This is a genomic window from Halorhodospira sp. 9621 (assembly GCF_022228055.1).
In the GTDB taxonomy this organism is placed as follows: domain Bacteria; phylum Pseudomonadota; class Gammaproteobacteria; order Nitrococcales; family Halorhodospiraceae; genus Halorhodospira; species Halorhodospira halophila_A.
Genome location: NZ_JAJNRD010000006.1, coordinates 1 through 12,668 on the forward strand (window position 1 = coordinate 1; position 12,668 = coordinate 12,668).

A 12,668-nucleotide genomic window follows, 5' to 3' on the forward strand; every position below is an offset into this window, starting at 1 on the left:
GGCGGCCTGCGCGGCAGCCGGCTTCGGTGGCGACGACGGGGTAGCCGGTGATCCGGGTCGGGGCGGTGCCCGGCTCAGGCCTGCTGGAGGGCCTGACGCACCGCCTCGGCCACCTGGAGGGCGCGCTCCTCGCCCATGTACGGCCACATGGGCAGGCTCAGCACCTCGTGGCAGGCCTGCTCGGCCACCGGACAGTGGGCCTCCAGGTGCTGGTAGACCGGCTGCTGGTGGACCGGGACCGAGTAGTAGACCATGCAGCCGATGCCGGCCGCCTGGAGGGCGTCGCGCACGGCGTCGCGGCGGCCGTCGGCGATGCGCACGGTGTACTGGTGGAAGATGTGATCGCCGTGGGGCGCCGTATGCGGCGTGGTCAGACCCGGCAGGCCGGCCAGTTCGCGGTCGTAGAGCGCGGCGATCTCCTTGCGCTGGGCGTTCCAGCCGTCCACGTGGGGCAGCTTGACCTGTAGCAGGGCCGCCTGCATGGCGTCGAGCCGCGAGTTGTAGCCGATCAGGGTGTGGTGGTCGCGGCGCTCTTGGCCGTGCAGACGCAGCAGCCGGCACTGAGCGGCGAGCTCGTCGTCATCGGTGGTGATCATGCCGCCGTCGCCGAAACCGCCCAGGTTCTTGGTCGGATAGAACGAGTGGGCCCCGAGATCGCCCAGCGTGCCCAGCCGGGCCTCGCCCTGGCGGGCCCCGAAGGCCTGGGCCACGTCCTCGATCACCCGCAGGCCGCGCCGGCGCGCCAGCTCGTTGACGGCGGCCATATCCGGCCCCTGGCCGAAGATGTGCACCGGAAGCAGCGCCTTGGTGCGCTCGGTGCAGGCCGCCTCCAGGGTCTCGGCGGTGACGTTGAAGGTGTCCGGGTCGATGTCGGCAAACCGCGGCGTGGCGCCGGCCAGGCTGATGACCTCGGCGGAGGCGTAGAAGGTGAAGGGCGAGGTCACCACCTCGTCGCCCGGCTCGACCCCGGCGGCGACCAGGGCGATCAGCAGGGCGTCCGTGCCGCTGTTGACGCCGATGGCGTGCCGGCAGCCCAGGTGCTCGGCCACCGCCTGCTCGAAACGCTCCACCGTGGGACCGAGGACGTAGGCCCCGGAGGCCAGCAGATCCGTGGCGGCCTGTTCGAGTTCGCCGCGCAGGGCGTCGTATTGCGGCTTCGGGTTGTAGATGGGGATCTGCACGCTTTCCAGCTCCTATGTGTTCTCTGCGTTTCTCAGGCGCCCCGTGGCCTCGGCCAGCAGGTCGACGATGCCGGCGGCAAAGCGACCGTCCGACTGACACGTCTGCCCGTGGCGCAGGCAGTCGAGGAAGTGCTCCAGCTCCAGGCGCAGGGGTTGGCCGTGGCCTTGGTGGATGGTCTCGGCGCCCTCGTCGATGTTGTCCAGGTGGCCGTCGATGCCCTTGCGGTGGTGGGTGACCACCTGGTTGATCTCGTCGTAGACCACCATCCCCTCGCTGCCGACGATGACCAGGTTGCGCCGTTTCTCCGGCCACAGCCAGGAGCAGTGCAGGTGGCTTTGCAGGCCGTCGTCGTAGCTCAGGTGGAGGTAGACGTCGTCCTCGATGCCCGGCTGCAGGATGCACTGGCCGTGGACCTGCATGCCGCGGGGCGTTCGCCCGGGCAGCAGGAAGCGCTGCACGGCCACGTCGTGGGTGCCCAGGCACCACAGGGCGTTCTCGTAGTCGCGCGCCCGCCCCAGGCCCAGACGCTCCTGATGGACGCTGTGCACCTGCCCGATGCGCCCGGCGGCCAGGTCGTCGCGCAGCCACTGGATGGCCGGCTGGAAGAGCAGCAGGTGGCCGACCATGAGCAGCCGCCCACGCTGCTCGGCCAGTTCCACCAGGTGCCAGGCCTGGCTCGGGTCCGGGGTGAGGGGCTTCTCGACGAAGACGTCCTTATCGGCCTCCAGGGCCTGGCGGACCACCTCGTAGTGGGTCGCCACCGGGGTGGCGACGGCGACGGCGTCGAGCTGCGGGTCGGCCAGCGCCGCCGCGGTGTCCGTGTAGGTGGGGACGTCGGGGCAGATCGTCTGGACCTGGCGCAGGTTTTCGGCGTTGACCTCGACGACCGCGTGGAGGGCGCCGAGCTCATGGAGGTTGCGGACCAGGTTGCGGCCCCAGCCGCCGGCGCCGATGACGGCAACCCGGGGTGTGGCGGCCTGGGCGGCTTCGGTCGTGGCCATGGGCGTATCGATCCTCTCTTGGTGCCGGCGGCGCGCTTCGCCCGCGCTGGGCCGGACGCGGCCTGCGGCGAAACCGCGCTAATTTATCAAAAATCGTGCTGGGCAGGTTATCGACCGGATCGCTGCGGGCTGTAGGGCCGCGTCGCATCAGTCGGCGGCGAGGGTTTGCAGCGCTGCCGCCAGGCGCTGCCAGGCCGCCTCGGTGCCGGGCAGGCCGAAGCGCAGTCCCGCCGGCTCATCGAAGGCGCGGACCCAGACCCCGGCCCGGGCCAGCAGCGCCTGGTAGCGCCGCGCCGCGGTGCAGGGGACCCAGCGAAACAGCGCCGTGCCCCCCGCCGGTGCCAGCCCGGCGGCGGTCAGCAGCCCATCCAGCCGCTGCGTCGCCGCCGTCAGGGCGCGTCGCTGGGCCGCCTGCCAGGCCTCGTCGGCCAGGGCCTGCCCGGCGGCATGGCGGGCCGGGCCGGCCAGAGGCCAGGGACCGAGCACCCCGGCCAGTTGCTGGCGCAGCCCCTCCGGGCCGAGCAGGAAGCCGACCCGGGCGCCGGCGAGGCCGTAGAACTTGCCCAGCGAGCGCAGCAGGATCAGGCCCGGGCGGCCGACGGCCGGGGCCAGGGAGGTCTCCGGCTCGGCGTCGCAGAACGCCTCGTCGACGATCAGATGCCCGCCCCCGGCGGCCAGCGCATCGCACCAGGCGAGCAGGGTGGCGGCGGGGTAGCGGGTGCCGGAGGGGTTGTTGGGATGGCTCAGCACGAGCGTGTGCCAGGGCGGGGGCGTGGGTGGCCCGGCGGCGATCCGCTCGGCGGTGATGCGCTCGACGCGGTGGCCCCAGTGCTGCCACGCCCGCGCATGCTCGGCATACTCCGGCGCCGGGATGGCCACGTTTCCTGGGGAGTGGAGAGCCGGGAGCAGGCTGATGGCGGCCTGGGAGCCGGGCAGGGCCAGGGCCGCGCCGTTGCCGGCGGCGTAGTGCGCCGCGGCCTGCGCCTCGAGTCCGTCGGCCTCGGGCAGCCGGTGCCAGGTGGCCGCCGGGGCGGCGCTCAGCGGGAAGGGGGTCGGGTTGATGCCGGTGGAGAGGTCCACCCAGCCCCCCGGCGGCTCGCCGAAGCGCGCCGTCGCCTCGGCGAGGTTGCCGCCGTGCTCCAGCGTGTCGGGCAGGTGCTGTGCTTCGCTCATCAACGACCCCTCAGGGGATCAGCGGGGAGGGCGCCCACAGGGCGATCGCCGCCGCGATCCAGATCAGCACCCCGCGTTCCACCAGCGCCACTGATGCCTCGATGGTGTTGGCGTCCGCCGGATGCCCGCTACCCAGCGTGGGGCGTTGGCGGACGCCGTCGCTGTAGACGGCCGCGCCGCCGAGGGTGGTATCGAGGGCCGCGGCGCCGGCGGCCAGGACCACGCCCGGGTTGCTGCCGGGCCATTGCGGGGCCTGGTTGCGCACTGCAGCCCACACCGCCTGCGGGCGCAGGCTCGCCAGGGCATAGGTGAGCGCCGTCAGACGCGCCGGGATCCAGCCGAGCAGGTCGTCCAGGCGGGCGGCGGCGTAGCCGAAGTCGTTGAAGCGCACGGTCCGGTAACCCCAGAGGGCGTCCAGGGTGTTGATCAGTCGGTGGGCGACTGCCCCCGGAGCGCCGGCGACCAGGAACCAGAAGAGGGTGGCGAAGACCGCGTCGTTGCCGTTCTCCAGGGTCGATTCGGTGGTGGCGCGGGCGGTGTCTTCGGCGTCCATGGACTGTGCATCCCGACTGACGATCCTGCCCACCGCCGCGCGGGCCTCGGCCAGGTCGCCACGGGCCAGCGGTTGCGCCACACCCAAGGCGTGCTCGCGCAGGCTGCGGCTGCCCAGGCAGAGGTAGAGCAGCCCCAGCTCCACCACCCAGCCGAGCGGCCCCAGCGTGAGCAGGGTGGCGAGCAGCACGGCCGGTGCGACCAGGATGGCGACCGCCACCATGCCGGCCTTGCGCCGGTCCGGGTCGGGCAGGCGCCCTTGGTTGAGCAGCCGCTCCAGCCAGCCGGCAACCCGGGCAAAGCCGTTCAGTGGGTGCCCGGCGCGGGGCTCGCCGAAAACCCGGTCGAGTAGCCACGCGCCGATGATCAGGGCGGGGAACGGCACGGGAGCGGCCTAGACGCTCGCCGCCACGGCGGCGGCGCCAAGCAGTGCGGCGGTCTCGGTGAGCTCCACGGTGGCGCCGGCGGTGTCGCCGGTGGTCCCGCCGAGGCGCCGTGACATCGCGTGCTGCGCCAAGACCAGGGCGACTGCCCCGGCGGCCACCGCCGCCAGCCCGGCCCATCCGGTGAGCAGGGCGGCCAGGGCGGTGACCACGGCCGCACTGCCCAGCGAGGCGCCGGGTGGCCCGAAGTGGGACAGGGCCTCGCCGATCCCGCCGGGGCGCACATAGGGTGTGGTCAGGAACAGCAGGGTCAGCCCGGCGCGTCCGACAACCGCCGCTGTGGCGATGGCCAGTACGGCGCCGGCGTCGAGCAGGGCGGCCACCGCTGCCACCTTGAGCAGGAAGACGGCGACGATCGCCGTGACCCCGATGGGCCCGCAGGAAGGATCCTTCATGATTTCCAGGGTGCGTTCCCGCTGCGCCATGCCGCCGACCCAGGCGTCGGCGGAGTCGGCCAGGCCGTCGAGGTGCAATGCGCCGGTCAGCAGCGCCCAGATCACCACTACCAGGGCTGCAGTGAGCAGTGCAGGCAAAGCTTGGGTCAGGAAGGCCATCAGAATCAGCAGGGTGCCGATGATCGCCCCGACCAGGGGGTAGGCGACCAGCGAGGCGCCACTCTCCTCGTCGTCGATGCGGCCGAGCGAAGGCACCGGAAGGCGCGTGAGAAAGGCGATGGCGATCAGCAGCGGTCGCAAGGCGGTCATCGCTCCCCCTCCGCCGATGTTGCGCGGTTATGGAAGTAGAGGGTCGGATCGGTGCCGGGCTCGACACGGACCCGGCTGACCGAGGCGTAGGGCACGTAGAGTCGGTTGAACCCGCGCAGCGGGAGCTCCAGCAGGTGCGACAGCACCACGCGGATCAGCCCGCCGTGGCCGACGAGCAGCAGGTGCTCGCCGGGGTGCTCTGCGAGCAGCCGCACCCAGGCATCGATGACGCGGCGCTGGAAGTCGGCCATGGGCTCGGCGTTGGGCGGCGTATAGTGGAGCGGATCGGCCCAGAAGCGGGCCTGCCCCTGGGGGTCCTGCTCGTAGAGCTCCGCCGGGGTCAGGCCCTCCCAGTCACCGAAGCCGATCTCTTGGAAACCGTTTTCCACCTGTAATGGCAGCCCCTGCTCGGCGGCGTAGCGTTCGGAGAACTCGCGGCAGCGGCGCAGCGGGGAGCAGACGATCCGGGTCAACGCCGCGGGCTCGAGCGGGGCGGCGCGCATCTGCGCCCAGCCGCGTTCGCTGAGCGGGTCGTCCTGGGTGCCGCGGTAGCGGCGGCCGCCCACCGGCTCGCCGTGGCGGATCAGATCGATCCAGGTCTCCTGGCCTTCGATGGGGGGTCTCACCCTTTGCCCTCCGGGGTTACGCCGGCCTCCGCGAAGGTGGCCATGCGGTTGTGGATGGCGCAGGCCATGCGCATCAGCGGTATCGCGGTCGCAGCGCCGCTGCCCTCGCCCAGGCGCATGTTGAAGTCGAGCAGCGGGCGCCCGCCGAGGGCCGCGACGATGCGGTGGTGACCCGGCTCGGCGGAGCCGTGGCCGAGGATCATCCAGGCGCGGGTGCCGGGGCGCAGTCGCTCGGCCAGCAGGGCGGCTGCGCCGCTGATGAAGCCGTCGAGGAGGATGACCACACCGCGCTGGGCGCAGCGGATGTAGGCACCGGTCATGGCGGCCAGCTCCAGGCCGCCCACGCGACGACCGGCTTGCCACGGCTCGCTGAGGTTTGCCGGTCCGCCGAGCTGTTCTCGGTGCAGGGCCAGGGTCTCGTCGACGGCCTCCGCCTTGTGTCGCAGCCCGGCGGCATCGTGTCCGGTGCCTGGGCCGACTAGCCCCGGCGCCGGTTTGTTGAGCAGGGCGCCGACCACGGCGGCGGCCGCAGTGGTGTTGGCGATGCCCATCTCGCCGGCGATAAAGACCCGGGTGCCGTGCTGATCGATGGACCGGTCGACGGCCCGCGCGCCGGCGGTGAGCGCAGCGCTGAACTGCTCGTCGGTCATCGCCGGCTGCCGGCGCATGTTGGCCGTGCCGGCGGCGATGCGTTCGTCGCGCACCGCCTGCGGCACCGCGCCCTGCCATCGGGTGCCGACATCCACCACCTCCAGCTGGGCGCCGATCTCCTCGCTCATCACGCAGATGGCTGCGCCGCCGTTGGAGAAGTTCTCCATCATCTGCAGCGTGACCACCGGGTCGAAGGCGGAGACGCCGTCCTCGGCGATGCCGTGGTCGCCGGCGAACAGCGTGATCTGGACCGGATCCACGGCGGGGTGCGGGGTCTGCTGAAGCCCGGCGAGCTGGATGGCGATCTCTTCGAGCCGGCCGAGCGATCCCGGCGGCTTGGTCAGCTGATCCTGTCGAGCCCGCGCCTGCTGGGCGTAATGCGGATGGGTCTGTTGGATCGGTTCATCGAGCCACTCCGGTTGGTTCACGATTGCGCTCCTCATTCCCTTCTTGGCGGCGTCAGCCCGTCGCGGGGGGACGACTCTATTTCAGGGGCTGTGCGAGGCCGGCGACGGTCCAGGTCACTCGCTCGCAGCGTTCGGCCATCTGTTGGTGCAGCGCTCCGGCCTCGTCGCAGAAGCGCCGCGCCAGGGCGTTCATCGGCATTACGCCCAGACCGGTTTCATTGCTGACCAGCAGCAGGTCGCCGCCTGCGGCGGCAACCGCGTCGACCAGCCCGGTTCGTGCCTGCTCAAGGCTCTCGCTGGTGACGTTTGCCTCGGTGGCCCCGTCCCCGGCGACGAGCTGATTGGTCAGCCATAGACTCAGGCAGTCGACCAGGAGTACGCGGCCCGGGGCGCTGTGCGCCTCGATGGCCCGGGCCAGCTCCAGCGGGGCCTCGATCGTCTGCCAGTGCGCGGGGCGTCGCGCCCGGTGCGCGGCGATGCGCTCGGCCATGCCGGCATCGCCGCGGGGTCGGGCCGTGGCGATGTAGACGACATCGTCGCTGAGTTCGCGCGCGCGCTGTTCGGCATGACGGCTCTTGCCCGAACGGACGCCGCCGAGGATGAGTTCCCGCATGGTATTCCCCCTGGCACGGGTGAGGGAGGATACCATACCCTTGCACTAGCCGGTCCCGGTCGGGACCGCATGCCCGATGCAGAGAAAGCCAGCCAGCATGACCCTTAACGTAACGGAAAGGCACCAGGCCAGTGACCCCGTCCCCGGGGCCTACGTCGACCACCCCCTGCGCCAGGAAGTCAACGACGAGATTCACGCCCGACCCTATGAGCGCCTGCGGGCCCCGGCCCGGGTCAGTCACCTGGGGATGTTCTCCGGGCGCCACTCCGCGGATGCCGATCGGGCGGCCGTAGCGGATCTGTGCGAGCGCTTCGGCGTGGAGCCGCCGGAGCCGGATGCCCAGCACATGTCCCGTGACTTCGGCGCCTTTCGGCTCAAGTGGGAGCGGCGCACTGAGGTTTCGACCTACACCTTCATCGTCGAGGACGAGTTCGACCACCCGTTCGAGGGGCCACCCATCGAACGCTTGCCCGAGGACTGGCTGGCCAGTTTGCCCGGACCGCGCCTGGTCGGCATCCATCTCGCGCTGGAGCCGTCCTGGTCGCAGCCGCGGACCAGCAGCGGAATCGTGGCGCTGTTCAACGACAACACGATCGTTGGCAGCCAGATCGCCGGCGGAGCGGCGCGGGTGTGGACGGACTTCCGTATCCACGATGACGGCTTTTCGCGCATCCTCCTGCGCGATGTGAACATGCGCGAGCGCCAGGCCGGGCGTGCCATCCAGCGTCTGCTCGAGATCGAGACCTACCGCATGATGGCGCTGCTCGCCTTCCCAGTGGCGCGGCGCCTCAACCCTCAGCTCAACGAGCTCGAGGAGCAGCTGGCCGGGATCACTGAGCGCATGACCGGCTCGAGCCGGGAGCGTGACGAGCAGCACCTGCTCGGTCAGCTGATGGAGTTGGCCGCCCAGGTGGAGCGTATCGGCAACAACACCAACTACCGCTTCCATGCGGCGCGTGCCTATCACGAGCTGGTCGAACGGCGCATCCAGGAGCTGCGCGAGCAGCGCATCCAGGGCGTACAGACCATCCAGGAGTTCATGGAGCGGCGCCTGGTGCCGGCCATGCGCACCTGTGCCACGGTCACCGAACGGCGCGAGTCGCTCTCCGAGCGTATATCGCGCACCGGCGATCTGCTGCGCACCCGCATCGACGTGGCCCTGGAGGCGCAGAACCGCGATCTGCTCGACTCCATGGATCGCCGCGCCAAGCTGCAGTTCCGGCTGCAGGAGACGGTCGAGGGGCTGTCGGTGGCGGCCATCAGCTACTACCTGATGGGGCTGATCAGCTACGTCCTGGAGGCGGCGCGCGACGCCGGTGCCCCGATCCGGGTGGAGGTCACCCAGGGGCTGGCGGTGCCGGTGGTGGTGTTCACCATCTGGCTGGTGGTGCGCCTGGTCCGCTACCGCATCGCCAAACGCCAGGAGGCCTAGCGCCGCGCCGGCCGGCGCGGCGCCGGCCGCGGATCAGCCCTCCACCCGGTCGGTGGCCGTGCCGGTGCTGGTGTCGCTGGTGTGCCAGTCCGACTCCACCTGCGCCCACGGTTCCATGGGCGGTTCGCTGCGTTCGCCGGGCCGCGGTGCGAAGCGCTCCTCCTCCAGCGCTTTGAGCAGGCCCACGACCATCCCGAGGATGATGAACGAGAACGGCACTGCAGCGGCGATGACCGCGCCCTGCAGGGTGGTCAGGCCGCCGGCGGTGAGCAGCACGATGGTCACCAGGGTGATGACCGTGCCCCAGATCACCGTGTGCAGCCGGGAGATCTCCGTCGAGCCGTTGGAGAGCAGGGTCTGGGTGACCAGGATGCCGGCGTTCGCGGAGGTGATCAGGTAGGTGCCGATGAGCACGGTCACCAGCACCGACGCTGCCGCTCCCCAGAGGCCCACGTCCATCAGCTCGATGGTGCGGAAGACGGCGGTGCTGACCTCCTCGCGGGTGGCTTCGGTGACCCCGCCGGGGCCAAAGAGCTCAAGGTGGATGGCGTTGCCGCCAAACAGTCCGATCCAGACGATGGTGATACCGGTCGGCACCAGCAGCACGCCCATGACGAACTCGCGCAGCTTGCGGCCGCGCGAGATGCGCGCGATGAAGATCCCGACGAAGGGCGCCCAGGCCAGCCACCACCCCCAGTAGAAGAGGGTCCACTCGGCCTGCCAGTTGCCCTCGGCGTTGGCGTGGGTATGGAAGGAGAGGGTGAAGAGGTTCTGCAGGTAGTCGCCGGTGGACTGCACGATCAGCGCCAGCAGGTACTGGGTCGGCCCCCAGAGCAGGAAGAAGAGCAGCACCGCGGCGCTCATCCAGAAGTTGGCCTCGCTGATCATGCGCACCCCGGACTGCACGCCGTAAAGCACCGATACGGTGGCGACGCCCATCACCGTGACAGCGATGGCGATCTGACCGGTGGTGCCCGCCGTGATCCCGGTGAGTTCGCCGATGCCGGTGTTCAGCTGCTGGATGCCCAGCCCCAGCGTAGTGGCGATGCCGAAGACCGTGGCGAACACGGCTAGGACGTCGATGGCATCCCCCCAGGGGCCGTGGATGTGCTTGCCGATGAGCGGGTAGAAGGCCGAGCGCATGGTCAGCGGCAGCCCGCGGCGGAAGCTGAAGTAGGCGAGGATGAGGGCGACCAGCGAGAAGACCGCCCAGCCGTTGAGGCCCCAGTGAAAGTAGGCCAGGCGTAGCGCGGTGTCGGCGGCTTCGCTCGGGTCGTCGCTGACCGTGAACGGGTTTCGGTCGAAGTGGGAGATGGGCTCGGCGACCGCCCAGAAGATCAGGCCGACGCCCATTCCGGCGGCGAAGAGCATGGTGAGCCAGGAGAAGGTTCGGAACTCGGGCACCTCGTGGTCCTGGCCCAGGCGCACGTTCTTAAAGCGCCCGGTGCCCAGCCAGATCACCAGCAGCAGAAAGGCGGCCACGACCAGCACGTAGTACCACTGCAGGAAGGGGGTCAAGGCCTCGCGCCAGCCGGTGACCACCGTCTCCAGCTGCTTCGGCCAGACGGCTCCGGCCAGGGCAAAGGCGGCCACAAGGAAGGTGGACACGGCGGTCACCCGGGGGCTCATGCCCTTGAAGAAACCGCGGGTCGCTACGTTGAACATCGCTGCTGGCTCCTGCTTTGCGGTAGGCTAACGGGCTGGCGCACGGGCGCCCTAGCCTAACAACCACCGACGCGTCCTGCGGCGTTGGCCGCGCCGCGGGGCCCAAGGAGGCGTGCATGCATCGCGGGATGCTCCCCGTTTTGTCCGTCGTCGGCATCCTGGCCGTGGTGACCGTCGCACTCGGGCCCATGGTCTCGGCGCCGATCGCCGCCGCCTGGCCCGCCTGGTGGCCGGTATGGTCCGGGTTTGCCCTGATCGGTGTACTGGCCGTTCACGTCGCCCGGCAGCGGCCTTGGCTGGCCCGGGTAACGGCGGTTCGGGCATTCCTGGCCTGGATACTCTGGGCGATGCCGGCGCTGGTCTACGCCGTCGTCGGTGGTCGCTACGGGCTGCCGACGGCCGGATGGGGCGAGCAGGCGCTCGGTGCAGACGAGATCAGCCACTGGCTTGATCGGGTCACCGCTTACAGCCTGTTGGGGGCCCCGCCGATTCCCGAGCCGCTGCCCCAGTTGGGGGCGACCGTAGCCCTGGTGGCGGTCTATGCGGCCCCGGTGCTGGCCTTGCTGGTGCTGGTCTCGATCTGGCGCAGCGGCCGGCGCGGTCGCCGCGGCCGTGCTTGACACCCCTGGCCCCCCTGCCTAGCATCCGCGGGGCTGACCCGGAGCGCAGATCCTGCCCATGAACCTTGATGCAATCCGTGAGCTCGCCGCCGACGACATGGCGGAGGTCAACCGCTTGATCCAGGCGCGGCTGTCGTCGGACGTGGTTCTGATCAACCAGCTCGCCCACCATATCGTCAACAGTGGCGGTAAGCGTCTGCGCCCCACGGTCGTGCTTCTGGCGGCGCGGGCCTGCGGCTACCAGGGCACGGATCACGTCCAGCTGGCGGCGATCATCGAGTTCATCCACACCGCCACGCTGCTCCACGACGACGTGGTGGACGGCTCGGACATGCGTCGTGGCCAACAGACGGCGCACACCATCTGGGGGAACGAGGCCAGCGTGCTGGTCGGCGACTTCCTCTATACCCGGGCCTTCGAGATGATGGTCGAACTCGACTCCATGGCCGTACTGCGGATCCTGGCGCGGGCGACCAACACCATCGCCCGGGGCGAGGTGATGCAGCTGATGAACGTCCACGAGCCGGATCTCACTGAGGCCGATTACCGGCAGGTGATCTACCGCAAGACGGCGACCCTGTTCGAGGCCGGCTGTCAGAACGGAGCGGTGCTCGCGGGACTGGACGAGGCCGGATGCGAGGCCCTGGCGGCCTACGGGCGGCACTTGGGGACGGCCTACCAGCTGGTGGACGATGCTCTGGATTACAGCGGCGATGCCACCGAGATCGGCAAGAACATCGGTGACGACCTGGCCGAGGGCAAGACCACCATGCCCCTGATCCACGCCATGCGCGAGGGTGAGCCCGCGGACCGTGACCTGATCCGGGAGGCCATCGAGGCCGGTGGGCTGGATCAGATGGAAGCCGTCGGCCGGGCGATTGAAAAGACCGGATCGGCTGAATATACTAGGCGCCTCGCTGAGGTTGAGGTTGAGCAGGCCATCGAGCAGCTCACCTCAGCGGTTCCGGGTAGTCCCTGGCGGGATGCGCTGGTACACTTGGCCCGCAACTCGGTATCCCGGACAGCGTAACAGGTTGCACACGGGGTGTAGCTCAGTTTGGTAGAGCACTGCCTTCGGGAGGCAGGGGCCGCAGGTTCAAATCCTGCCACCCCGACCAGACAATCCAAGGCGCCGCGGATCGACCGCAGCCACCACGCCCGCCTCTCCCCAATCGTTCGACGGCCCGGAAGCGGCCCCGGGGTCAGGCGCGGTGATCGTGTCGAATCGAGCGGCGGCCCGTAGCCATCAGAGTAGACAGGAGCAAGACGCCGATGTACGCGGTGATCCGAAGCGGCGGAAAGCAGTACCGGGTCTCGGAAGGAGACGTGCTGCGAGTCGAGAAGCTCCCGGCCGAGGTCGGCGAGACCGTGCAGTTCGACGATGTCCTCATGGTCGGCGAAGGGAGCGAGGTCAAGATCGGTACGCCGCAGGTCGAGGGCGGCAGCGTGAAGGCCGAGGTCCTTGAGCAGGACCGGCATCGCAAGGTCGAGGTGACCAAGTTCAAGCGGCGGCAGGGCTATCGTCGCCACCACGGTCATCGGCAGCCGTACACCCAGGTCAAGATCACCGGCATCAACGCCGGCTGACGGAGGGCATCA

Annotated in this window: 13 protein-coding genes and 1 tRNA gene; 5 read left to right on the top strand and 9 right to left on the bottom strand. The window is 70.2% G+C overall.

The annotated features are described in order from the left end of the window. Window positions 1-74: 74 nt before the first annotated feature. The 8 genes from LRF89_RS04500 to cobU all read right to left on the bottom strand — a co-directional run bounded on the left by LRF89_RS04500 (window position 75) and on the right by cobU (window position 7,352). Window positions 75-1,181 carry an aminotransferase class I/II-fold pyridoxal phosphate-dependent enzyme gene (locus LRF89_RS04500; protein WP_201171701.1) on the bottom strand — a complete coding sequence of 369 codons (1,107 nt, stop codon included), beginning with the start codon at window positions 1,179-1,181 and terminating at the stop codon, window positions 75-77. A gap of 12 nt (window positions 1,182-1,193) precedes the next feature. Continuing rightward, the gene (locus LRF89_RS04505) at window positions 1,194-2,183 is read right to left on the bottom strand and encodes a Gfo/Idh/MocA family protein (RefSeq protein ID WP_238634526.1); all 990 of its coding nucleotides are present in this window, start codon (window positions 2,181-2,183) and stop codon (window positions 1,194-1,196) included. Between the two features lie 147 nt (window positions 2,184-2,330). Further along, window positions 2,331-3,356 (bottom strand): threonine-phosphate decarboxylase CobD, encoded by a 1,026-nt coding sequence (gene cobD / locus LRF89_RS04510; protein WP_201171698.1) that lies wholly within the window; start codon window positions 3,354-3,356, stop codon window positions 2,331-2,333. Between the two features lie 10 nt (window positions 3,357-3,366). Continuing rightward, entirely contained in the window at window positions 3,367-4,293 is a 927-nt protein-coding gene (cbiB, locus tag LRF89_RS04515; RefSeq protein WP_201171696.1) for an adenosylcobinamide-phosphate synthase CbiB, read from the bottom strand. 9 nt (window positions 4,294-4,302) lie between these two features. Further along, window positions 4,303-5,055, bottom strand: a complete 753-nt coding sequence (locus LRF89_RS04520; RefSeq protein WP_238636662.1) for an adenosylcobinamide-GDP ribazoletransferase — start codon at window positions 5,053-5,055, stop codon at window positions 4,303-4,305. Next, window positions 5,052-5,681, bottom strand: coding sequence for a histidine phosphatase family protein (locus LRF89_RS04525; protein ID WP_201171691.1), 630 nt, complete (start codon window positions 5,679-5,681; stop codon window positions 5,052-5,054). The genes LRF89_RS04520 and LRF89_RS04525 overlap by 4 nt, the downstream gene beginning before the upstream one ends. Next, window positions 5,678-6,775 (bottom strand): nicotinate-nucleotide--dimethylbenzimidazole phosphoribosyltransferase, encoded by a 1,098-nt coding sequence (cobT, locus tag LRF89_RS04530; protein WP_207189817.1) that lies wholly within the window; start codon window positions 6,773-6,775, stop codon window positions 5,678-5,680. The genes LRF89_RS04525 and cobT overlap by 4 nt, the downstream gene beginning before the upstream one ends. A 40-nt stretch (window positions 6,776-6,815) precedes the next feature. After that, on the bottom strand, window positions 6,816-7,352 hold the full coding sequence (gene cobU / locus LRF89_RS04535; protein ID WP_201242598.1) for a bifunctional adenosylcobinamide kinase/adenosylcobinamide-phosphate guanylyltransferase: 537 nt from the start codon (window positions 7,350-7,352) through the stop codon (window positions 6,816-6,818). 97 nt (window positions 7,353-7,449) lie between these two features. Between cobU and LRF89_RS04540 the strand changes: the two genes are divergently transcribed. Continuing rightward, complete coding sequence (locus LRF89_RS04540) at window positions 7,450-8,784, top strand: DUF3422 family protein (RefSeq protein WP_238636663.1); 1,335 nt, start codon at window positions 7,450-7,452, stop codon at window positions 8,782-8,784. A 33-nt stretch (window positions 8,785-8,817) separates the two neighbouring features. Here the strand turns inward: LRF89_RS04540 and LRF89_RS04545 are convergent, their stop codons facing one another. Continuing rightward, window positions 8,818-10,449: a BCCT family transporter gene (locus LRF89_RS04545; protein WP_201171686.1), complete on the bottom strand. Its 1,632-nt coding sequence runs from the start codon at window positions 10,447-10,449 to the stop codon at window positions 8,818-8,820. Window positions 10,450-10,565: 116 nt separating this feature from the next. Here LRF89_RS04545 and LRF89_RS04550 point away from each other — a divergent pair, with 116 nt between their 5' ends. The 4 genes from LRF89_RS04550 (at window position 10,566) to rplU (ending at window position 12,656) form a co-directional block, all read left to right on the top strand. After that, entirely contained in the window at window positions 10,566-11,069 is a 504-nt protein-coding gene (locus LRF89_RS04550) for a hypothetical protein (RefSeq protein ID WP_201171685.1), read from the top strand. A 58-nt stretch (window positions 11,070-11,127) separates the two neighbouring features. Then, window positions 11,128-12,099 (top strand): octaprenyl diphosphate synthase, encoded by a 972-nt coding sequence (gene ispB / locus LRF89_RS04555; protein ID WP_201171684.1) that lies wholly within the window; start codon window positions 11,128-11,130, stop codon window positions 12,097-12,099. An 11-nt stretch (window positions 12,100-12,110) separates the two neighbouring features. Next, window positions 12,111-12,187: transfer RNA gene (locus LRF89_RS04560), tRNA-Pro, on the top strand. Window positions 12,188-12,341: 154 nt separating this feature from the next. Next, a complete protein-coding gene (gene rplU / locus LRF89_RS04565) occupies window positions 12,342-12,656 on the top strand; it encodes a 50S ribosomal protein L21 (protein ID WP_201171683.1) in 315 nt (104 codons plus the stop codon). The last annotated feature ends 12 nt before the right edge of the window (window positions 12,657-12,668 follow it).